This is a genomic window from Pseudomonas oryzae, assembly GCF_900104805.1.
In the GTDB taxonomy this organism is placed as follows: Bacteria; Pseudomonadota; Gammaproteobacteria; order Pseudomonadales; family Pseudomonadaceae; genus Geopseudomonas; species Geopseudomonas oryzae.
The window spans coordinates 2547248-2569448 of record NZ_LT629751.1 but is presented as its reverse complement, the minus strand read 5'-3'; the positions used below and the strand labels follow the sequence as shown (position 1 = coordinate 2569448).

Annotated in this window: 16 protein-coding genes and 2 pseudogenes; 13 read left to right on the top strand and 5 right to left on the bottom strand. The window is 69.5% G+C overall.

Translation table 11 applies throughout. The annotated features are described in order from the left end of the window. Window positions 1–41: 41 nt before the first annotated feature. Window positions 42–908, top strand: a complete 867-nt coding sequence (locus BLT78_RS11495) for an FHA domain-containing protein (protein ID WP_090349105.1) — start codon at window positions 42–44, stop codon at window positions 906–908. Window positions 909–965: 57 nt separating this feature from the next. Further along, a complete protein-coding gene (locus BLT78_RS11490) occupies window positions 966–1190 on the top strand; it encodes a VF530 family protein (protein WP_090349104.1) in 225 nt (74 codons plus the stop codon). On the opposite strand, the gene BLT78_RS11485 is transcribed toward BLT78_RS11490, so the two are convergent. Together BLT78_RS11485 and BLT78_RS11480 are read right to left on the bottom strand one after the other, a co-directional pair. Next, the gene (locus BLT78_RS11485; RefSeq protein ID WP_090349103.1) at window positions 1191–3008 is read right to left on the bottom strand and encodes a gamma-glutamyltransferase family protein; all 1818 of its coding nucleotides are present in this window, start codon (window positions 3006–3008) and stop codon (window positions 1191–1193) included. After that, complete coding sequence (locus tag BLT78_RS11480) at window positions 3005–6139, bottom strand: transglycosylase domain-containing protein (protein ID WP_090349102.1); 3135 nt, start codon at window positions 6137–6139, stop codon at window positions 3005–3007. The genes BLT78_RS11485 and BLT78_RS11480 overlap by 4 nt, the downstream gene beginning before the upstream one ends. Window positions 6140–6343: 204 nt before the next feature. Between BLT78_RS11480 and BLT78_RS11475 the strand changes: the two genes are divergently transcribed. Further along, a complete protein-coding gene (locus tag BLT78_RS11475) occupies window positions 6344–7252 on the top strand; it encodes a prenyltransferase (protein WP_090349101.1) in 909 nt (302 codons plus the stop codon). A gap of 6 nt (window positions 7253–7258) precedes the next feature. Here BLT78_RS11475 and metR read toward each other — a convergent pair whose 3' ends face one another. Further along, window positions 7259–8179 carry a transcriptional regulator MetR gene (gene metR / locus BLT78_RS11470; protein WP_090349100.1) on the bottom strand — a complete coding sequence of 307 codons (921 nt, stop codon included), beginning with the start codon at window positions 8177–8179 and terminating at the stop codon, window positions 7259–7261. Window positions 8180–8408: 229 nt separating this feature from the next. On the opposite strand from metR, the pseudogene BLT78_RS11465 reads away from it, so the two are divergent. Next, window positions 8409–9482, top strand: a pseudogene (locus BLT78_RS11465) (5-methyltetrahydropteroyltriglutamate--homocysteine S-methyltransferase); the annotation flags it as partial. A gap of 93 nt (window positions 9483–9575) precedes the next feature. Here the strand turns inward: BLT78_RS11465 and BLT78_RS11460 are convergent. Further along, a complete protein-coding gene (locus BLT78_RS11460) occupies window positions 9576–10391 on the bottom strand; it encodes a DNA-binding transcriptional regulator (RefSeq protein WP_090349098.1) in 816 nt (271 codons plus the stop codon). Between the two features lie 402 nt (window positions 10392–10793). Here BLT78_RS11460 and BLT78_RS11455 point away from each other — a divergent pair, with 402 nt between their 5' ends. The 9 genes and pseudogenes from BLT78_RS11455 (at window position 10794) to BLT78_RS11415 (ending at window position 20455) form a co-directional block, all read left to right on the top strand. After that, a complete protein-coding gene (locus tag BLT78_RS11455) occupies window positions 10794–11732 on the top strand; it encodes a 3-carboxyethylcatechol 2,3-dioxygenase (RefSeq protein WP_090349097.1) in 939 nt (312 codons plus the stop codon). Between the two features lie 77 nt (window positions 11733–11809). Beyond that, complete coding sequence (locus BLT78_RS11450; RefSeq protein ID WP_090349096.1) at window positions 11810–13006, top strand: acyl-CoA dehydrogenase family protein; 1197 nt, start codon at window positions 11810–11812, stop codon at window positions 13004–13006. A 63-nt stretch (window positions 13007–13069) separates the two neighbouring features. Beyond that, window positions 13070–13627, top strand: a complete 558-nt coding sequence (locus BLT78_RS11445) for a flavin reductase family protein (RefSeq protein WP_090349095.1) — start codon at window positions 13070–13072, stop codon at window positions 13625–13627. A gap of 17 nt (window positions 13628–13644) precedes the next feature. Next, window positions 13645–14508: an alpha/beta fold hydrolase gene (locus BLT78_RS11440; protein ID WP_090349094.1), complete on the top strand. Its 864-nt coding sequence runs from the start codon at window positions 13645–13647 to the stop codon at window positions 14506–14508. Between the two features lie 396 nt (window positions 14509–14904). After that, window positions 14905–15699, top strand: coding sequence for a 2-keto-4-pentenoate hydratase (gene mhpD / locus BLT78_RS11435; protein ID WP_090349093.1), 795 nt, complete (start codon window positions 14905–14907; stop codon window positions 15697–15699). A gap of 32 nt (window positions 15700–15731) precedes the next feature. After that, window positions 15732–16667 (top strand): acetaldehyde dehydrogenase (acetylating), encoded by a 936-nt coding sequence (locus BLT78_RS11430; protein ID WP_090349092.1) that lies wholly within the window; start codon window positions 15732–15734, stop codon window positions 16665–16667. An 11-nt stretch (window positions 16668–16678) separates the two neighbouring features. Continuing rightward, on the top strand, window positions 16679–17710 hold the full coding sequence (dmpG, locus tag BLT78_RS11425) for a 4-hydroxy-2-oxovalerate aldolase (protein ID WP_090349091.1): 1032 nt from the start codon (window positions 16679–16681) through the stop codon (window positions 17708–17710). A 103-nt stretch (window positions 17711–17813) separates the two neighbouring features. Next, window positions 17814–19062: pseudogene (gene mhpT, locus BLT78_RS11420) on the top strand (3-(3-hydroxy-phenyl)propionate transporter MhpT). A gap of 142 nt (window positions 19063–19204) precedes the next feature. Further along, the gene (locus BLT78_RS11415; protein WP_090349090.1) at window positions 19205–20455 is read left to right on the top strand and encodes an OprD family porin; all 1251 of its coding nucleotides are present in this window, start codon (window positions 19205–19207) and stop codon (window positions 20453–20455) included. A gap of 18 nt (window positions 20456–20473) precedes the next feature. Here BLT78_RS11415 and glpD read toward each other — a convergent pair whose 3' ends face one another. Beyond that, on the bottom strand, window positions 20474–22078 hold the full coding sequence (glpD, locus tag BLT78_RS11410; protein WP_090349089.1) for a glycerol-3-phosphate dehydrogenase: 1605 nt from the start codon (window positions 22076–22078) through the stop codon (window positions 20474–20476). Between the last annotated feature and the right edge of the window lie 123 nt (window positions 22079–22201).

Here is a 22201-nt window from a genome sequence, read left to right as displayed (position 1 = left end):
CCCGGACAACCGCGGTATCCAGCACAGGACTCGTAGCCCTCATGCTCAAACTGCACTTCAAGGACAGTCGTCAGGCGCCCATCTGGCTGGTCGAGGAGCGCTTCACCATCGGCCAGGATCGCCGCAACCAGCTGGTGCTCGGCGATCCCGGCATCAGCGATTTCCACGCCGAGATCCTGCTGCAGGACGGCCAGCACTTCCTGCGCGACTGCGGCAGCGCCGCAGGCACCTTCGTCAACGGCGAACGTATCGGCGGTCAGTACCAGTTGCGCCCGCGCGATCAGGTCCGCATCGGCAACGTCGAGCTGCTGCTGCTCGAGCCGAACAAGGCGCCCAGCGTGCGACCCGACGCCACGGTGCGCTGGTTCCTGCAGGTGGTCGGTGGCGAGCAGGTCGGCAAGAAGTTCCATGTCCAGCCGGGCAGCCTCGGCTTCGGCCGCTCGCCGAAGAGCGAGCTGTGCTTCAGCGACCCGGAACTGTCGCGCCGCCACTGCGAGTTCTTCCTCAAGGACGACGTGCTGGAGGTCAAGGACCTGGCCTCGGCCAACGGCGTCTACGTCAACCACAAGAAGGTCGCCACCGCCGCGCTGCGCCCGGGCGACGAGGTGCGCATGGGCTCGGTGACCCTGTTGGTGATCGGTCCGAACGTGGCGGCCCGCCCGCCGGTCGAGGAAGAGGACGACAGTGACGCCACCCAGTTCGTGCGCGCCATCGACCTGCCCAAGGCGGAGCCCAGGGCGCAGGTCGCGCGTGGTGGCGCCACCGCCAACCCGCTGCGCGCCGCCGCGCCAGCGCCGGCGGCCGTGGCCAGCGTGGACGAGGGAGGCTCGCTGAAGCGGGTGCTGCTGATCGGTAGTGCCGCACTGCTGGCGGTGGTGGTCGGCGCGCTGCTGTTCCTCGCGCGCTAGAAGGACGCTGCGGTATCCTGCGCGCCCCGTGTCCGCAACTCCAGGTCAGAGCCGAAGATGAACCAGCCCCCGAAGAACCCGCTGCATGGCGTGACCCTGGAAGCCCTGCTCACCGCGCTGGTGGCTCACTACGGCTGGGACGGCCTGGCCCAGCGCGTCGATATCCGCTGCTTCAAGAGCGATCCCAGCATCAAGTCGAGCCTGACCTTCCTGCGCCGCACGCCCTGGGCGCGGGAAAAGGTCGAGGCACTGTACGTCCGCCTGCAGCAGCGCAAGGGCTGATCACTCGCCGAGCACCACGCCTTCGCGGCGCGGGTCGGCGCCGCCGAACCAGCCTTGCGGGTTGCGCTGGATCGCCTGCAGGCCGCTGGGCAGCTCGCTCTCGCCGACCTCGTGCCCCATCTCGCGCAGCTGCTCCACGGTGGCCGGCGGGAAGCGCCCCTGCTCGAGCACGGTCGGCCCGTTGAAGTTGGTGAAGTTGGGCAGGTCGATGGCGTGCTGGGCATCCAGGTTCCACTGGAACAGCCCGAGCAGGGTCTTGGCGTTGAAGTGGATGATCCCGGCGCCGCCGGGCGAGCCCAGGCTGGCCAGCAGGCCGCCACTGGCGGCGTCGAACACCAGGGTCGGACTCATGCTCGAGCGTGGCCGCTTGCCCGGTTCGACCCGGTTGGCCACCGGCCGGCCTTCGCCGTCGCGCGGGGCGAGGGCGAAGTCGGTGAGCTGGTTGTTGAGCAGGAAGCCGCCGGGCAGGCCGGTGCCGCCGTCGCTGAGCAGGCGCGCGCCGAAGGCCTGCTCGATGCTGCTGGTCATCGCCAGCGCGCGGCCCCGGGCGTCGACCACGCTGACGTGACTGGTGCCGTACTCCTCCTGATCCGCCTGCGGCGCCCAGGCCAGCGGCGTGCCGCCGGGCACGCCGTGGCTGGCGCTGCCCATGCTGCGTTCACCGATCAGCGCGGCGCGCTGTCTGAGGTAGGCCGGGGCGAGCAGGCTGCGCCAGTCGCCGGCCGGCGGCAGCACGAAGGCCGGGTCGGCGATGTACTGCGCGCGGTCGGCGAAGGCCAGCTTGGCCGCCTCGCTGTAGCGGTGCAGGAACTGCGCGGAGGGCATGCGCTTGTCCAGTGGCGTGTCGAGCGCGGGCAGCTGCTCGAGCAGTCCGAGGATCTGCATCTGGGTGATCTGCCCGGAGGAGGGCGGCGGGAAGCCGCACACCCGGTACTGCGCCAGCCACAGCTGGCACAGCGCCTCGCGGCGCAGCGGCCGGTAGCCCTGCAGGTCGGCCAGCTGCAGGCGGCCGGGGCTGCGCGGGTCGCGGCGCACCCGCTCGACCAGATCCCGGGCCACCGCGCCCTCGTAGAAGGCGGCGCTACCCTGCCGGGCGATGCGCCGCAGTATCTCGGCCAGCGCCGGATTGCGCAGGCGCTCGCCCACCGCCAGCGGCGTGCCGTCGCTGTGGTAGTAGAAGGCCGCGGCCGCCGGATCGAGGCGCAGGTACTGGTCGCCGGCGAGCAGCTGGTGCAGACGCGGGCTGACCGCGAAGCCCTGTTCGGCGAGGTCGATGGCCGGGACGAACAGCGCCGCCCAGGGCAGCTTGCCGTGGGCACGGTGCGCCGCCTCGAGCATCTTCACCACGCCGGGCACGCCGACCGAGCGGCCACCGAGCACCGCCTCCATGAACGCCATCGGCTGGCCGTCGCCGTTGAGGAACAGCTGCTCGTCGGCATCTGCCGGCGCGGTTTCGCGACCGTCCCAGGCATCCAGGCGCTGGCCGTCCCAGTGCAGCAGGAAGGCGCCGCCGCCGATGCCGCTGGACTGCGGCTCGACCAGGCCGAGCACCATCTGCACGGCGATCGCCGCGTCCAGCGCGCTGCCGCCGGCCTGCAGGATGCCGCGGCCGGCCTCGGCGGCCAGCGGATTGGCGGCGGCCACCGCATAGCGCTGCAGCTGCCAGCCGGGCTTGGTCTGGTAGCCGCTGGCGGCCTCGGGCTGGATCGGCCGGATCGCCAGCGGGGCGGGCTTGGGCGCTGCGGCGCAGCTGGCCAGCAGCAGGCAGGCGCCGAGGGCTGCCGGGTGCAGCCAGGGATGACGGGCGGTGGCTTTCATCGGGCAGGGGGCTTGCGGTTGACGAGCATTTCCGTACGGGTCACCGCCTCGGCCTCGGGCGGCTGACAGGCGGTGGCCTCGGCCAGCAGGTAGGGCTGCAGCATCGGCAGCATGCCCTTGAGCGTCTGCACCGGCAGCGCCGAGGTGAAGCTGAAGCGCTCGGCCTCGCGCCCGGCGACGTAGGCGGTGAGGGTGCCGAAATGGCGCGGGCCGAGGAAGAACACGAAGGTGGCGGTGCGGTTGCGCGCCGTCGAACTGGTCACCCAGCCGCTGCGGGTCACCGTCTCGATGCGGTTGTCGCCGGTGCCGGTCTTGCCGCCGATCATGATCGGCTGGCCGTCGGCCTGGGCCAGCACGCCCTTGAGGCGCCGCGCCGTGCCGTTCTCCACCACGTCGGCCAGCGCGTTGCGCAGGGCGCTGGCCACCTCGCGGCGCATCACTCGCTCGCCGTCGGTCTGCATGCGCTCCAGGCGGGTCTCGTAGGGAGTGGCGATGGCGAAGTCGAGGTTGTCGATGCGCACGGTCGGCAGGCGCACGCCGTCGTTGAGGATGATGCCCATCAGCTCGGCCAGCGCCGCCGGACGGTCGCCGGAGCTGCCCAGCGCGCTGGCCAGCGACGGCACCATGTGATCGAACGGGAAGCCCAGGCGCGCCCAGCGCTGGTGGATGTCGGTGAACGCCTCGACCTCGACCATGATGCGGATGCGGCTGTCGCGGGCGCTGCGATGGCGGGTCTTGAACAGCCAGCCGTACACCTCCTGGCGCTCGTCGCGGCTGGCCGCGGCGGCGGCGCTGAAGCTGGCCTGCGGATTTTGCATGCGGTAGCCGATCAGCCACAGCTCCAGTGGATGCACGCGGGCGATGTAGCCCTGGTCGGGCAGGCTGTAGGCGCCGGGGCCATAGCGGTCGTACAGCTCGTCGAGCTTCTTCGGCGGCGGCAGGCGGGTGCCCAGGTGGGTCTTCATGACCTGGGCGAACTCCTCGCGGCTGGCCTGCGGGTACAGGTAGCGGTGGATCGCGGCCAGACGCGGCGGGCTCAGGCGCAAGCCCTCGAGCAGGGTTTCGAACATCTCCTGGTTCGGCTTGTCGCGGTACTTGCGCCAGAAGCGCTGGAGGAACACGGTGCCCTCGGTATCGGCGAAGCGGGCCAGGTACTCGAGACGGCGCGGGTTCTTGTCGTCGGCGAGCAGCTGGGTGCTGTGCTCCATCTGGTAGGTGCTGTAGCGCACCAGGTCGCGCAGCAGGCGCACGAACGGCAGGTTGATCGACTCGCGCAGCGCCTCGCGCATGGTCGGCCGGCGGCCGTTGTCCTCCTTGCGGAAGTTGTTGAACACGTGGGCGCCGCCGCCGGTGAAGAAGGTCTCCCCGGGGCTGGCCGAGTACTGGCGCTCCATGGCGGCGTCGAGCATCTCGCTCAGGCTGGCCCGCGGGTTGACGCGCAGCCAGTCGAGCGCCCAGCGGCTGAGGTTGTCACGCTCGTTGGCGGCCTGGTAGAGCGCGCGCAGCTCGGCCGGTGGCTTGCCGGCATGCCGCTCGTGCAGCTCGGCGACCATCTCCAGATAGGTGGCCAGCACGCGCAGCTTGGCGGTGGAGCCCAGCTCCAGCTTGCTGCCCTCGTTGATGTCGAATGGCTGGCCGGTGGTGTCGGTCTGCACGCGCACGCGGTTGCCGTTGGCGCCGCGCTCGAACAGGGTGAAGCTGTAGCGCACGTCGGCGGTCAGCTCGGGGCTGAGCAGGCGCTCGCCGAACAGTCCCACCTGCTCGGCGAAGGCCGGGTCGGCGAGCTTGTCGAGGTAAGCGCTGACCGCCTGCTGCAGGGGCTGGTTGAGGGTGGCGTCGACCGACAGGTCGAGACGGTCGAGGTCGTACAGCGGCAGACCGAGCTGGCGCACCAGGCGCGTGCGCACGGCGTTGATGCCCTTGTCCGGCGCCACCGGCGGCAGCGCCGGATCGGTGGCCGGGTTGCGGAACACCAGCTGCTGCTGCAGCGCCGCATCGCGCAGTGGCGCGGAGATGATCCCGGCACTGGCCAGCACGCGCAGGTGGCTGTCGGTCAGCTCGGCCAGCTCGGCGCGGCCGTCGGTGAGGTACCAGGACGGCCGGCGCTGGGCGATCATCAGCGCCAGCACCTGGCGCAGCGCCAGGGCCTGCTCGTCCAGACCGACCTCCGGGCCACCGGCCAGCGCCCGGTTGGTCTGGGCGAAATCGGCGGCGAACCACACCCACAGGCCGTCGCCCAGGCCGTGTACTTCGCCGTAGCCGGCGGCCGCCGAGAGCGGCACGCTGTTGACGTAGTCGTGAACGATTTCCTGGCGCAACGGCAGGGTTTCGCGGCCCTCGTGGTAGGCGCGGACACTCGCCGAGAGCATCTGCCGCAGCTTCTCCGGAGCATTCGGGGTGCGCCCCTCCGGCGAGTGGCGGAACTTCTCGATCTGGGTGGCCAGGGTGCTGCCGCCGGCCGAGTCGGCCTCGGGGTCCAGCCGGCTGGCCAGCTGGGTCCAGGCGGCCATGACAAAGCGCGGCCAGTCCACCGCCGGGTTCTGGTGCGGCGTGTCACGGTCGAGCAGGTGACGGTTCTCGATGAACAGCAGGCTGGCCACCACCAGCGACGGGATCTCCGCGAAGTTGCCGTAGTGGCGCTGCGGATGGCGGAAATTGAACATCGGCTCGCCGCGGCAATCGCTGATGTCGAGGCCGGCGTGGGTCTTCTCGCGGTAGGGCGGATACAGGCCGTGGCCGGTGTACTCCAGCAGCGGCGGCGAGAAGCGTGCCTGGCGCTCGATCGCGTAGCCCTGGCTGGTCAGGCGCTGGATGAACTCCGGCAGACCGACGTAGCCCAGGCGCTGGTCGAACGGACCCTGGGTGGGAAAGCGGATGGCATCGCTCGGCCCCGGTTCGACGGTGAAGTCCAGCTTCGTCGACCAGTCGCTGAGCAGACGCGACTGCCACTCGGAGGTGCGCGCCTCCTCCATCAGCCAGCGGCCGGCGAGCACCGCGCCGGCCAGCAGCACCACCGCGAAGCCGGCCCGCACCCGCCAGATGCGCCGCTTGCTGGCCGCCGAGGCTTTCTTGCGGGCAGCGGAACACGCCGGCTGATCGGCTACGGCGGAAGACGGCTCGGGAGCACCCATGGCGGACCTATCCATGACAATTATTATCGAATGCTGACAACAGCTTAGCCGGATTCGCCGGCGATCGCCTGCGAGGCGCGACACAGAGCGGTATCATCGGGCCGCGCTGGCTTGCCGGGCGACGGTTGGCCGTGGCCCGGCCGACCGCTTCGCGGGTGCCGCCAGCAGGTCGATTTCACCAGTGGACAGGGGAGAACAGGGACGATGTCGGATAGATTGGCGTGGCTGGGGGTGATTCGCGGGCGTTTTCTGCTCCTGGCGCTGGCCTGCGTGGCCCTCGGCGTCGCCGTGGCGTTGCAGACGCGTGCGCTGGACGGCGCCTTCCTGGCCGACGCGCTGCTGGTGCTGCTCGGCGCCCTGGCAGCCCACGCCGCGGTCAACGCGCTCAACGAATACGGCGACTACCGCAGTGGCCTCGACCTGCGCACCGCGCGCACCCCGTTCAGCGGCGGCAGCGGTACCCTGGTCGCCGCGCCGCAGCACCTCGGCAAGGCTCTGCTGCTCGGCCTCGGTGGTGTGGCGCTGACGGCCGGGATCGGCCTGTACTTCCTGATCCGTCAGCCGGCGCTGCTCGGGCAGCTCGCCCCGCTCGGCGCGGCGGGGCTGGCGCTGGTGCTCGCCTACACGCCCTGGCTGACCCGCCGGCCCTGGCTGTGCCTGCTGGCGCCGGGGCTGGGCTTCGGCCCGCTGATGGTGCTCGGCACCCAGCTGGTCCTTGCCGGGCAGATCAGCCCGAGTGGCGTGCTGCTCGCCCTGGTGCCGTGCTGCCTGTGCAACAACCTGCTGCTGCTCAACCAGTTTCCCGACATCGACGCCGACCGCAGCGTCGGCCGCCTGACCCTGCCGATGCTGCTCGGCCGCGAGCGCGCGGTCAGCGTGCTCGGCGCGCAGTGGCTGCTGGCCTTCGGCGGCCTGCTGCTGTCGGTGCTGGCCGGCTGGGCGTCGGCCGGTGCCGCCCTCGGCCTGCTCTGCGGTCTGCCGGCGCTGCGCGCCTGGCGCCTGCTGCGCCGCGATGCCGAGTCCCCGGCCGGCCTGCTGCCGGCGCTGGGCCTGAACGTGGCGGTCAGCGTGGCGACGCCGCTGCTGATGGCGCTGGGGCTGCTGCTGTTCTGAGCCGCTTCATCCGCGCGCCGCGCTGACCCCCTCGAGGGTGGCGAACGAGGTGTCCTTGGCGGTGAGGAGGAAGTCGCGCATGAACGGTGCATCCAGCATGTCGGCGCGGATGCCGGCGTAGAGGGTGGCGTACAGGCCCTTTTCGCCGAGCTTCTTCGCCGTCACGTAGCCCCGCGAGCTGTACTCGTGCAGCGCCCAGTTGGGCAGGCAGCTGACCCCGCGGCCGCTGGCCACCAGTTGCAGCATCATCACCGTCAGCTCGGCGGTGCGGGTGCCGGCCGGCTCGACGTCGGCCGGGTCGAGGAAGCGGGTGAAGATGTCCAGGCGGTCGCGCTCGACCGGGTAGTGGATCAGCGTCTCGCCGGCCAGGTCTTCCGGGGTGACATGGGGCTTGCCGGCCAGCGGGTGCTGGTTGGCCACCGCCAGCTGCGCCTCGTAGGTGAACAGCGGCACGTAGGTGATGCCGGCCAGCTCCACCGGGTCGGAAGTCACCACCAGGTCGAGATCGCCGCGTGCCAGCGCCGGCAGCGGGGCGAAGGAGAAGCCCGAGGCCAGGTCCAGCTCCACCTCCGGCCAGGCGTCGCGGAACTGGTCGATGGTCGGCATCAGCCACTGGAAGCAGCTGTGGCACTCGATGGCCATGTGCAGTCGCCCCGCGGTGCCACCGGCCAGGCGCACCAGGTCGCGTTCGGCGCTGCGCAGCTGCGGCAGCACCGCGTCGGCCAGCTGCAGCAGGCGCAGCCCGGCGCTGGTGAAGCGCACCGGCTTGGTCTTGCGCACGAACAGCGGCAGGCCGAGGCGTTCCTCCAGCTCCTTGAACTGGTGGGAGAGGGCGGACTGGGTGAGGTGCAGGCGCTCGGCGGCCTCCACCAGGCTGTCGGATTCGCGCAGGGCGTGCAGGGTCTTCAGGTGGCGCAGTTCGAGCATGGGGACCTCGGTGGGTGGTGATGCGCCCGGCGCACCCTGCGGGTGGCGGCGTCGGGCGTAGGGTGCGCCATGCGCACCAGTCCCGCGGGGCGTGGTGGCAAAGACCTGCGGCAGCCGGGGCGCAGTTTTATCGTGAGGAAAATTGTAGATCATCACGAATACATTGAGTTTGTCTCATGGGGTGGCGGCTGTCGACAATGTCGGCCATCACCAACAGGGAGACAGATCAATGGCACTGGCGCACAACCTCGGCTTCCCTCACATCGGCCGCGATCGTGAGCTGAAGACGGCCCTCGAAGCCTACTGGCAGGGCGAACTGGACGAGGCCGGGCTGCGCGCGGTCGGCCGCCAGCTGCGCGCCGCGCACTGGCGGTTGCAGCAGGACGCCGGCATCGAGCTGCTGCCGGTCGGCGACTTCGCCTGGTGCGACCCGGTGCTCAATCATTCCTTGCTGTTCGGTGTGGTGCCCGAGCGCTGCCGCACCGCCGACGGCCGGGTCACCCTCGACAGCCAGTTCGCCATGGCCCGCGGCGCCCAGGCGCAGGAAATGGCCCGGCGCTTCGATACCGACGAGCACTACCTGGTCCCCGCGTTCAGCGCCGACCAGCAGTTCCGCCTGAGCTGGGAGCAGCTGTTCGAGGAGGTCGAGGAGGCCCGTGCGCTCGGCCATGCCGTCAAGCCGGTGCTGCTCGGCCCGCTGACCTACCTGTGGCTGGGCAAGGCCGAGGGCGAGGCGTTCGACAAGCTGGAGCTGCTCGAGCGCCTGCTGCCGGTATACGGCGAGGTGCTCGGCCGCCTGGCCGGCCTCAGCGTCGACTGGGTGCAGATCGACGAGCCGATCCTCGGGCTCGACCTGCCGCAGGCCTGGCGGACCGCCTTCGAACGCGCCTACAACCTGCTGCAGGCGCCCAGGCCGCAGAAGCTGCTGAGCACCTGCTACGCCGGCCTGGACGGCAACCTCGGTCTGGCGGCCAACCTGCCGGTGGCCGGTCTGCACGTCGACCTGGTGCGCGCCCCCGAGCAGTTCCCGGCGATCCTCGACCGCCTGCCGGCCTACAAGGTGCTGTCGCTCGGTGTGGTCGACGGCCACGACGGTTGGCGCTCAGATCTGGAGCGGGCCCTGGCCGTGCTGCGTGAGGCGCAGGAGCGGGTAGGCGAGCGTCTGTGGGTGGCGCCGTCCTGCGCCTTGTCGCCCAGCCCGGAGGGGGCAGATGGCGAGCACCGGCTGGCCCGCGCCGTGCGCCGGTGCCAGGAGGTGGCGCAGCTCGCGGACGCACTCAACCAGCGGCAGGTACAGGCGGCGTAGGCCGCTGCGCATCTACCGTGCCCATGCCCGGCCACGGTGGACAACGCCGCGCGCTTGTCCACCCGACGTCTCGGACAGGGCAGCCGGGAATCACGACAGCACCGGCCCGGCCTGCTCGCGTTCGCGGATGCCCTGCTGGACGGTGGCGGCGAAGCGCTGCAGCGCCGGCAGGTAGCGCTGCGCGGCCTGTTCGATGGTCATCGCCTTGAGCACATAGACCAGGTTGACGCAGCCGTACACGCGATTTTCGCCGCGGATCGGCACGGCGATCGAGGCGATGCGCTCCTCGCTGTTCCAGCTGCCGTAGTTCTCGCCATAGCCGCGGTGGCGGGTGCGGCGCAGCAGGTTATCCAGCGCCACCGGGTTGCGCGCCAGGCGACTTTCCTCGTCGTCGCGCTTGGCCAGCAGCTCGACGATGCGCTCGCGCTCGGCGTCCGGGCAGAACGCCAGGTAGGCCAGGCCGGTGGCGGTGGTCAGCATCGGCAGGCGGCGGCCGACCATCGAGCGGTGGAACGACAGACGGCTGAAGCGGTGGGTGGTCTCGCGCACCACCATGGCGTCGACGTCCAGGGTGCACAGGTCGGTCGGCCAGTGCACCTCCTGCAGCAGCTCGGCCAGCAGCGGCGCGCCCAGCTCGGAAATCCACTGCTCGTCGCGGAAGCCCTCGCTCAGCTCGCGCACCTTCATGCTCAGGCGGAAGCTGTCGTCCGATTCGCTGCGGCGCACGTAGCCCTCGTCCTGCAGGGTCTCCAGCAGGCGGCGCACCGTGGTGCGGTGCAGGCCGGTCAGCTCGGCGAGGCGGGCCGGGCTGGCGCCGCCGTCCACCCGGTTGAGGGCGTTGAGGATCTGCAGGCCGCGGGTCAGGCCGCGCACGGTCTTGTATTCGGTATCGCGGGTGGTGGTCATCGCTCGCTACCAGGACGGTTCGGCTGCGGATATTCAAACACGGCAGAGCCCGTGCGCCCATATCGCGCCTTTCGGCGCGCCCCTCCCGCCGCGTGCGGCGTTCCCCCGGAAAAACCGGCGAGAGCGCATGGATATTGGCCTGCGGCCATCCGCAGGCGTCTCGCGGCGCTGGCATGAATTCCTGAAAAAATCTTTCAAATCAATGAGGTGCACACAGTGCACACGAAGGCAGATAGTTTTTCAGCTTCCCGGAACCTCTCCCTAGAATGGCCCCTGTCCGATCTGAACAAAAAACAACCAGGCGGCCGGTAGGACCGGGTGTGGTGCTCCCGCCCGCGGCCAGCCGCCTGATCCGACACGCCTTGCCCGGTGGCGCGCAGCGCCGAGGGCTGCGGAGGTTTCATGACTGTACAACTCAAATGCCTGTCGCATACCCCCCTGCGTGGTCTGAACGACCCGGGTGCCGAGGTCGTCGCCGAAGTCGATGCGGTGACCGCCAAGCTGCGCGCCGAGGTCGAGGCCTTCGATCCCGAGCTGATCGTGATCTTCGCCCCGGATCACTACAACGGGCTGTTCTACGACCTGATGCCTCCGTTCGTCATCGCCACCGCCGCCGAAGGCGTCGGTGACTACCAGAGCCTGGCCGGCCCGCTGTCGATCCCGCGCGACCTGGCCATGCAGCTGACCCGCTTCATCCTCGACCACGACGTGGACATCGCCCTGTCGCACCGCCTGCAGGTCGACCATGGCTGCACCCAGACCCTCGAGGAGATGACCGGCGCCATCGACCGCTATCCGGTGATCCCGATCATCATCAACTCGGTGGCCCCGCCGTTTGCCCCCTACCGCCGCGTGCGCAAGCTCGGCGAGGTGGTCGGCCGCTTCCTCGCCACGCTGAACAAGCGCGTGCTGATCCTCGGCACCGGCGGGCTGTCCCACGAGCCGCCGGTGCCGCTGCTGGACAGCGCGCCGGAAGCCATCGCCGAGTTCCTCATCGCCGGGCGCAACCCGACCCCGGAGGCGCGTGCCGCCCGTCAGGAGCGCACCATCGCCGCCGGCAAGATCTACGGTACCGAGCTGTCGCAGCAGACCCCGCTGAACGCCGAGTGGGACCAGTCCTTCATGGATCTGCTGATCGAGGGCCGCCTCGACGCCGCCGACGATTTCCGCATCGAGGAGATCTCCAAGGCTGCCGGCCGCTCGGCCCATGAGGTACGGACCTGGGTGGCCGCCTTCGCCGCCCTGGCCGCCGTCGGCCCCTATCGCGCCCGCAAGGACTACTACCGCGCGATCAACGAATGGATTGCCGGCTACGGCGTGATGAGCGCCGAGCAGATCTGACTCGCCCGAGTCATCGCCATCCACAACAAGAGTGCGTCAGCTGCTGCGCGTGCCGCGGCGCGAAAGAGGTCAGAGACATGAGCCACATCGAAACCCAGATCCCCAGTGAAGCCGAAATCGTCGCCCGCGCCGAGGCGTTGATCCCGCGCCTGCGCGAGCGTGCCGAAGCCTGCGAGAAGGCACGCATGGTGCCGAAGGAAACCATCGCCGATTTCCAGGAAGCCGGTTTCTTCAAGATCCTGCAGCCCAAGCGCTGGGGCGGCTACGAGATGAGCCCGAACGTGCTGAACAAGGTGCTGATGGAGCTGGCCCGCGGCTGCCCGTCCAGCGCCTGGAACGTGATGGTGCTCGGCGTGCACCCCTTCGAGGTCGGCCTGCTCGATCCGCGCTGCGGCGACGAGCTGTGGGGTGACGACAACACCCGTCTGGTGTCCTCCTCCTACGCGCCGTTCGGTACCGTCAAGCGCGTCGAGGGCGGCTATGTGCTCAACGGCGAATGGCTGACCTCCAGCGGCTGCGACCACGCCGCCGGCGGCGCCTTCCTCGGCGGCCGCGTGGCCAACGACAAGGGCGAGCTGGAGTTCCGCTCGTTCTGGGTGCAGCGCAGCGACTTCGAGATCGTCGACGACTGGCACGTGGTCGGCCTGGCCGGCACCGGCAGCAAGAAGCTGATCATCAGGGAAGTCTTCGTCCCCGACTACCGCAGCCACGTGATCGCCTCCTACGACCAGGAGTCGCACGGCCACGTCGACAACCTGTACAAGATGCCGTTCTTCTTCGTGTTCTACGCCGCCGTGTCCTCGGTGATCATCGGCATGGCGCGCGGCATGGTCGACCTCTACGTCGAGCACATGATGCCGCGGCAGAACCTCAACCAGGCGGTCGGCGCCGCGGTCAACGACCCGTTCATCAAGAACCGTCTGGGCGAGGCCTACGCCAAGATCGTCGCCTGCCAGGCGCGTGTGCTGCACAACACCGACGAAGCCTGGCAGTACGCCTCGCGCGGCGAGCTGGTGCCGCTGGACGTGCGCGTACGCCACTTCGCCACCAACCAGTTCACCGGCGGCGAGTGCTTCGATGCGGCGCACATGATCTTCAAGAAGACCTCGACCCGCGGCGTGTGGCTGAACTGCCCGATGCAGCGGCAGATGCGCGACATCCTCGTCGGTGCCAACCACATCACCCAGAACCAGGACAACATCGGCGACCTGCTCGGCGGCCAGCTGCTCGGCAACCCGCTGCCGGCGGCCAACCCGTTCGGCGTCAAGGCCTGATTCGTCACCGATGGGTGGGCCATGCAGCCCACCCACTTCTGCCTGCTGCGTGAGAGAACGATCATGAGCCAACAGATCAACCAACTGCTGGACTGGGTGCCCAACGCCGAACTGGCCGGCCTGCCGGTGGTCAGCGCCGACGACCACCGCGTCGGCATGCGCAACCTGGCCGCCGCGGTGACCATCATCACCGCCCGTGATGGCGAGACCCACCTCGGCCTGACCGCCACCGCAGTCTGCTCGGTGACCGCCGAGCCGCCGCGCCTGGTGGTGTTCGTCAACAAGAAGGTCGCCGCCAGCGAGGCGATCCTCAGCAGCGGCGCGCTGTGCGTGAACGTCCTGGCCGCCGACCAGGAACACGAGGCCAAGGTGTTCGCCGGCATGGTCGAGGGCGTGCACGGCGAGGCGCGCTTTGCGCACGGCCAGTGGCGCGACCTGGCCAGCGGTGTGCCAGTGCTCGATGGCGCCCTGGCCAACTTCGACTGCCGGGTGATCAAGGTGTTCGACGAGAGCACCCACCACGCCTTCCTCTGCGAGGTCCTGGCCACCCGTGGCCAGCAGGGCGGCGAACCGCTCCTGTACCTGAACGGCGCGTTCCGTCGCCTCGCCCCCCAAGCCTGATTCCGAGGACAGCATCCATGATCGGTACTCCCCTGAGCGAAGCCGCCACCAGCAAGTTCGTCCGTATCCAGGACGGCGAGCTCGACCTCAACATCCACTACAACGACTGCGGTTCCGGCCAGGAAACCGTGGTCATGCTGCACGGCTCCGGTCCCGGCGCCAGCGGCTGGGCCAACTTCAACCGCAATATCGAGCCGCTGGTGAACGCCGGCTACCGGGTGATCCTCATGGACTGCCCGGGCTGGAGCAAGAGTGACTCGATCGTCTGCACCGGCTCGCGCTCGGACCTCAACGCCCGCGTGCTCAAGGGCCTGGTCGATGCGCTGGATCTGGACCGCGTGCACATCCTCGGCAATTCCATGGGCGGCCACAGTGCGGTGGCCTTCGCCCTGGCCAACCCCGAGCGGGTCGGCAAGCTGGTACTGATGGGCGGTGGCACTGGTGGCGCCAGCCCGTTCACGCCGATGCCCACCGAAGGCATCAAGCTGCTGCAGGGCCTGTATCGCGAGCCGAGCATCGACAACCTGAAGAAGATGATGAACGTCTTCGTCTTCGACACCAGCGATCTCACCGAGGAGCTGTTCCAGGCGCGCCTGGACAACATGCTGGGCCGTCGCGATCACCTGGAAAACTTCGTCAAGAGCCTGGCGGCCAACCCGAAGCAGTTCCCCGACTTCAGCCCGCGTCTGGGCGAGATCAAGGCGCAGACCCTGATCATCTGGGGCAGCAACGACCGCTTCGTGCCGATGGATACCGGCCTGCGCCTGCTCGCCGGCCTGCCCAACGCCGAGCTGCACGTGTTCAACCGCTGCGGCCACTGGGCGCAGTGGGAGCACGCCGACAAGTTCAACCGCATGGTGCTGGACTTCCTCGGCCACTGATTGCCTGGGCCGGCCGCAGCGGCCGGCCAGACCGCCTTTGCTGTTTACCGGTTCGCCTGCGCCGATTAGGGCTGGCGCAGCGAGCCTTTCAGCCACCCTGCATCCTGGCGATGCAGGGTTTTTTTATGCGACGGGTGGCCTCGTTGGTGGCTGGATTTTCTGAAAAACCCTTTTAAAACAATGACGTGCACATAGTGCACATCACTCCGGTTTTTCATTGTCGAGTTTTTCCGGGCGTTCCTATACTCGCCCCTACAACAAAGGCCCCACGGCCGCTGCGGACAAGCCGCTCAGGTTTCCACCGCGGTTGCCGCGCCGGCCACCGACAGCCTCCGGCCCGCGATTCGTCCTTGAATCTCCGGCGGCCCCCGATTTGCGCGCACCCCGAGGTAAGTCATGAGCGTGACCCAACAGACCCTGGAACAACTGGCCGCCGCCCTGCGCGGCGCCGAGGCGAGCGGGGAGGCCGTCGAGCCGCTGCGCGGGCTGATCGGCGAGGACAACGGTGCAGCCGCCTACGCCATCCAGCGCCTCAACGTCGCCCACGGCATCGCCAGCGGGCGCCGCGTGGTCGGTCGCAAGATCGGCCTGACCAATCCCAAGGTGCAGGCCCAGCTCGGCGTCGACCAGCCGGACTTCGGCACCCTGTTCGCCGACATGGGCTACGGCGACAACGAGGTGGTGCCGTTCGGCCGCGTGCTGCAGCCGAAGATCGAGGCCGAGATCGCCCTGATCCTCGAGCGCGACCTGCCGCGCGCCGACACCACCTTCGCCGAGCTGCTGGATGCCACCGGCTGGGTGCTGCCGGCGCTGGAGATCGTCGGTTCGCGCGTGCAGAACTGGAACATCCGTTTCGTCGACACCGTGGCCGACAACGCCTCCAGCGGCTGCTACGTGCTCGGCGGCCCGGCGCGCCGCATTGCCGATGTCGACCTGCGCCAGGCGGCCATGCGCATGACCTGCAACGGCGAGGAAGTCTCCAGTGGCAGCGGCGCCGAATGCCTCGGCCATCCGCTGAACGCCGCGGTGTGGCTGGCGCGCACCATGGCCCGCCTGGGCGAGTCGCTCAAGGCCGGCGACCTGATCCTCACCGGCGCCCTCGGCCCGATGGTCGGCGTGGCCGCCGGCGACCGCTTCGAGGCGGTGATCGACGGCATCGGCCAGGTCGCCGTCAACTTCTCGGCCGAGTGATCGGCACGTTGCGTGCACAAGAGAACGACAGCATGAAAAAACTCAAAGTCGCCATCATCGGTTCGGGCAACATCGGCACCGACCTGATGATCAAGATCCTCCGTCACGGCCAGCACCTGGAAATGGGCGCCATGGTCGGCATCGACCCGGCCTCCGACGGCCTGGCCCGCGCCGCGCGGATGGGCGTGGCCACCACCCACGAGGGCGTGGAAGGCCTGACCCGCATGGAGGTGTTCAAGGACATCGACTTCGTGTTCGACGCCACCTCGGCCGGCGCCCACGTCAAGAACGACGCCTTCCTGCGCAGCCTCAAGCCCGGCATCCGCCTGATCGACCTGACCCCGGCGGCCATCGGCCCGTACTGCGTGCCGGTGGTCAATCTGGAAGACAACCTCGCCGCGACCAACGTCAACATGGTCACCTGCGGCGGCCAGGCCACGATCCCGATGGTCGCCGCGGTGTCGCGCGTGGCCAAGGTGCACTACGCCGAGATCGTCGCCTCGATCGCCAGCAAGTCCGCCGGCCCCGGTACCCGCGCCAATATCGACGAGTTCACCGAAACCACTTCGAAAGCCATCGAGGTGATCGGCGGCGCCGCCAAGGGCAAGGCGATCATCGTCATGAACCCGGCCGAGCCGCCGCTGATCATGCGCGACACCGTGTTCGTGCTCTCCGAAGCGGTCGACCAGGCCAAGGTCGAAGCCTCGGTAGAGGAAATGGCCGCCGCCGTGCAGGCCTACGTGCCGGGCTACCGCCTCAAGCAGAAGGTGCAGTTCGACGTGATTCCGGAAGATGCGCCGCTGACCATCCCGGGCCACGGCCAGTTCTCCGGCCTGAAGACCTCGGTGTTCCTCGAAGTCGAAGGCGCCGCCCACTACCTGCCGGCCTACGCCGGCAACCTCGACATCATGACCTCCGCCGCGCTGGCTACCGCCGAGCGCATGGCTCTTTCCATGATCAACGGCTGAGGAGTGCTGCCATGTCTTTCGATCCGAGCAAGAAGCTGTACATCTCCGACGTGACCCTGCGCGACGGCAGCCATGCCGTGCGCCACCAGTACTCGATCCAGAACGTGCAGGACATCGCCCGCGCCCTGGACGAGGCGCGCGTCGACTCCATCGAAGTCACCCACGGCGACGGCCTGCAGGGTTCCTCGTTCAACTACGGCTTCGGCGCGCACACCGACCTGGAGTGGATCGAGGCCGCCGCCGACGTCATTAAGCACGCCAGGATCACCGTGCTGCTGCTGCCCGGCATCGGCACGGTCCACGACCTCAAGGCCGCCTACGACGCCGGTGCCCGCAGCGTGCGCGTGGCCACCCACTGCACCGAGGCGGACGTGTCGAAGCAGCACATTGAGTACGCCCGTTCCCTCGGCATGGACACCGTCGGCTTCCTGATGATGAGCCACATGATCCCCGCCGAGCAGCTGGCCGCCCAGGGCAAGCTGATGGAGAGCTACGGTGCCCAGTGCATCTACATGGCCGACTCCGGCGGCGCGATGAACATGAACGACATCCGCGAGCGCATGCGTGCGTTCAAGGCGGTGCTGAACCCCGAGACCCAGACCGGCATGCACGCCCACCACAACCTCAGCCTCGGCGTGGCCAACTCCATCGCTGCGGTGGAGGAGGGTTGCGACCGCATCGACGCCAGCCTCGCCGGCATGGGCGCCGGCGCCGGCAACGCGCCGCTGGAGGTGTTCATCGCCGCCGCCGAGCGCCTGGGCTGGAACCACGGCACCGACCTGTACCGCCTGATGGACGCCGCCGACGACCTGGTGCGCCCGCTGCAGGACCGTCCGGTGCGCGTCGACCGCGAGACCCTCGGCCTCGGCTACGCCGGCGTCTACTCGAGCTTCCTGCGCCACGCCGAAGTGGCGGCGGCCAAGTACGGCCTGAAGACCCTCGACATCCTCGTCGAGCTGGGTCGCCGGCGCATGGTCGGCGGTCAGGAAGACATGATCGTCGACGTGGCGCTGGATCTGCTGGCGGCCGGCAAAGGCCACTGATCCGCAGGACAGCGATTCCCCCAAGGAAAAACCGGGCTGTGCCGGCGACCGCGAGGTCGCTGGCCGGCCTTGTACACCCCCAAAAACCACAGGTAAAACAATAATGACTACTTGTACTGTGCCCAATTCCGAGGCTACTGCCGTGGAACACGAAAGCCGCCGTACCTGGCTGACCATCGCCCTCTGCTTCACCGTCGCCGTCCTGGAAGGCATCGACTTCCAGGCGCCCGGCATCGCTGCGCCCGGCATGGCCGCCGCCTTTGGCCTGGACAAGCTGCACATGGGCTGGGTATTCAGCGCCGGCATCCTCGGCCGGCATCCTCGGCCTGCTGCCCGGCGCCCTGGCTGGCGGCTGGCTGGCTGACCGCATCGGCCGCAAGCTGGTGCTGATCGCGTCGGTCGCGCTGTTCGGCATCTTCTCCATCGCCACCGCTCACGCCTGGGACCTCAACAGCCTGCTGGCCGCGCGCCTGCTCACCGGCGTCGGCCTCGGCGCCGCGCTGCCCAATCTGATCGCGCTGTGCTCGGAGGCTGCCGGCGAGCGCCTGCGCGGCACCGCGGTGTCCATGATGTACTGCGGCGTGCCGCTGGGCGCGGCGCTGGCGGCGATGATCGGCATCGCCGGCTACACCGCCGACTGGACGGTGGTCTACTACGTCGGCGGCGTGCTGCCGCTGCTGGTGGTGCCGCTGCTGGCGCTGTGGCTGCCGGAGTCGGCGGCCTTCCGTGCCCGCAAGCAATCCGCCAGCGTCGAGCCGCGCGTGCCGGTGATCGACGGGCTGTTCCGCCATGGCACCGCGCTGCCGACCGTGCTGCTGTGGAGCGCCTACTTCTTCACCCTGATGGTGGTGTACATGCTGATCAGCTGGCTGCCGAGCCTGCTGGTGGGGCAGGGCTTCACCGGCAAGCAGGCCAGCTGGGTGATGTTCTCCCTGCAGATCGGCGCCGCCGTCGGCACCCTGATGCTGGGCGTGCTGATGGAGCGCCTGCGTCCGCTGGCCATGGCCGCGCTGGTCTACGGCGGTCTGCTCGCCGCGCTGGCTGCGCTGGGCATGGCCGAGGCGTTCGGCAGCATGGTCGCGGCCGGCTTCGCCGCCGGCATGTTCGCCACCGGCGGGCAGGGTGTGCTGTATGCCCTGGCGCCGCTGTTCTACCGCACCGAGGTACGCGCCACCGGCGTCGGCACCGCGGTGGCGGTCGGTCGCCTGGGCGCCATGAGCGGCCCGCTGGTGGCCGGCAAGATGCTCGCCCTGGGCTTCGGCAGCGCCGGCGTGATGCTCGCCTCGGCGCCCGGCCTGGTGCTGGCCGGCGTTGCGGTGTTCTACCTGTTCGGCCGCAAGCAGCGCGGCTGATTCCTCCGCCGCGCGGACCTTGCGGTTCGCGCGGCAGTCCCCCCTGTTTTCCCTGCTGGTCGGCGACCGGCGTCCCGTCTTGTGCGGGGTGCCGGGTTGCCCGCTGCCCATCGCTCACAATAAGAAAGAACGGATCCTCTCCATGCACAAAAACTCCCTGGCGGCCGCCATCGCTCTCGCCATGCTGCCGTGCGTCCCGGCCCTGGCCGGCGGCTTCGTCGACGACAGCAAGGCCAGCCTGACCCTGCGCAACTTCTACTTCGACCGCGACTTCCGCTCCGGCAGCGGCGTGTCGCAGGCCCAGGCCTGGGCGCAGGGCTTCATCCTGCGCATGGACTCCGGCTACAGCGATGGCCCGGTCGGCTTCGGCCTCAACCTGACCGGCACCGCCGGCTTCAAGCTCGACTCCGGCCCCGGCCGCGTCGGCAGCAGCCTGCTGCCGGTCGATCCGCAGACCCGGGAGCCGGCCGACAACTACGCGGAACTGGGCCTGACCGCCAAGGCCAGGATGGCCGCCAGCGAGCTGCAGGTCGGTACCCTGAGCCCGCTGCTGCCGGTGATCCTGCCGGTGCCGTCGCGCCTGTTCGCGCCGACCTTCCGCGGCGGCTACCTGCGTTCGCAGGACATCGACCGGCTGACCCTGCACGCCGGCCACATCGACCGCATGAACATGCGCGACTCGACCAACTATCAGCCGCTGCGGGTCAACGGCCCGTTCGGTCGCTTCAACGAGGCCGCCGAGTCGAACAGCTTCGCCTTCGCTGGCGGCGACTACCTCTGGTCGGACAGCCTGACCACCAGCTACTTCTACGCCCAGCTCGACGAGATCTACCAGCAGCACTATTTCGGCCTGACCCACTTCCAGCCGCTCGGCGGTGGCAAGCTGAAGAGCGACCTGCGCTACTTCTACAGTGGCGAAGACGGCGCCGCGCGTGCCGGCGTGGTCGACAACCAGAGCCTCGGCCTGATGCTCAGCTGGCTGCGCGGCTCGCACACCCTGGGCGCCGGCTACATGCAGCAGAGCGGCGCCAGCGCGCAACCGTTCCTGCACCGCGTCGACGTGCACGTGCACAGCGAGGGCGCGCTGACTTCCGACTTCGTCAATCCGGACGAGCGCACCTGGCAGGCGCGCTACGACTACGACTTCACCGCCCTCGGCGTGCCGGGGCTGCGCGGTATGCTGCGCTACCTCCATGGCGACAACATCGAGCTGCCGGGCGTCGCCCAGCGCGCCAGCGAGATCGAGCGCGATGTCGAGCTGGCCTACGCGGTGCAGTCGGGGCCGCTGAAGAACCTCAGCCTGCGCTGGCGCTACGCGAGCAACCGCAACGACTACTTCCGCGACATCGACGAGACCCGGGTGAACCTCGACTACACCGTCAGCCTCTGGTGAGCCTCCGGCGTCCGGCGCTCAGGGCGCCGGACGCTGCAGCACGACGGGCGTCTCGTCGGGCAGGCGCCGCGGCGCCAGACGCTCGTGCACGATGGGCGCCGCGGCCGCCGGGCCGCGGCGCTTCTGCAGGTAGCGCGCGAGCTTCTGCTGCTGCATGGGACCGAGGACCAGGCCGAGCTTGGTCCGCCGCCAGAGGATGTCCTCGGCGCTGACCGCCCATTCCTCCTCGCACAGGTAGTCCACTTCGCGCGCGTACAGCCCGGCGCCGAAGTTCTCGCCCAGGTCCATCAGGCAGTGCGCGTCCTCCAGCAGGCGCCAGGCGCGGGTGCCGTAGCTGCCGGCCCAGCGCCGCGCCAGGTCGTCGGCCAGCCAGCCGTGGGCGTCGCACAGCGCCTCGGCCAGCTTGCGCAGCGAATCCAGCTCCTCGGCGCCGGGCAGCTTGCTGGTCGCCGTCCACGCCGGGCCCATGCGTGGGAAGAACGGCGCCAGCTGCTCCAGCGCCGCCTCGGCGAGCCGGCGGTAGGTGGTCAGCTTGCCGCCGAACACCGACAGCAGCGGCGCCGCGTCGTGGTCGCTGGTCAGAGCCAGGCGGTAGTCGCGCGTGACGCTCGAGGGATTGCCCTGGGCGTCGTCGTACAGCGGACGCACCCCGGAGAAGTGGCTGACGATGTCGGCGCGTTCGATCTGCCGGCGGAAGTGGGCGTTGACCACGGCCAGCAGGTAGTCGATCTCCTCGTCGCTGATGCGTACCGCCGCCGGGTCGCCGTGGTACTCGCGGTCGGTGGTGCCGATCAGGCTGAAGCGCTTCTGCCAGGGGATGACGAAGACGATGCGCCCGTCGCTGTTCTGCAGGATGTAGGCCTGCTCGTCGTCGTGCAGGCGCGGCACCACGATGTGGCTGCCCTGCACCAGGCGCAGGTGCTGCTCGCTGCTCTGGTGCAGCCCTTCGCGCAGGAACTGCTCGACCCAGGGGCCGGCGGCGTTGACCAGGGCGTGGGCGCGCAGCGACAGGCGGCTGCCGTCCTCGCGTTCCAGGTGCAGGTGCCACAGGCCCTTGCTGCGCCGCGCGCTGATGCAGCGGGTGCGCGGGTGGATGTGCGCGCCGTGCTCGTGGGCGCTGATGGCGTTGGCCACCACCAGGCGGGCGTCGTCCACCGTGCAGTCGGAGTACTCGAAGCCCTGTTCGATTTCGGCCTTCAGCGGGCTGCCGGGACCGAAGGTCAGGTGGCGCGAGCCGGGCAGGCTGTGCCGCGCGCCGAGGTGGTCGTAGAGGAACAGGCCGGCGCGGATCATCCACGCCGGGCGCAGGTGCGGGCGGTGCGGCAGGATGAAGCGCAGCGGGCGCACCAGATGCGGCGCCATGCCGATCAGCACCTCGCGTTCGCCGAGGGCTTCGCGCACCAGGCGGAACTCGTGGTGCTCCAGGTAGCGTAGGCCGCCGTGGATCAGCTTGCTGCTCGCCGAGGAGGTGTGCGCGGCGAGGTCGTGCTGTTCGCAGAGGAACACCGACAGGCCGCGTCCGGCGGCGTCGGCGGCGATGCCACAACCATTGATGCCGCCACCGATCACGGCGAGGTCGTAGACCTCGGCCAGCGGGGCGGAGAAGGGCAAGGATGCTGTCATGATGGCTGCGCCTTTTTGTCGTGCGTCCGTGGTCCCTGGCCCTGTCCGTGGGCCGGCTGCCTGAGTTTCGACTTTTGCGCTACCTTAGGGTTCATCCGCAAAGCGTCGCTGCCCGGCACCTTT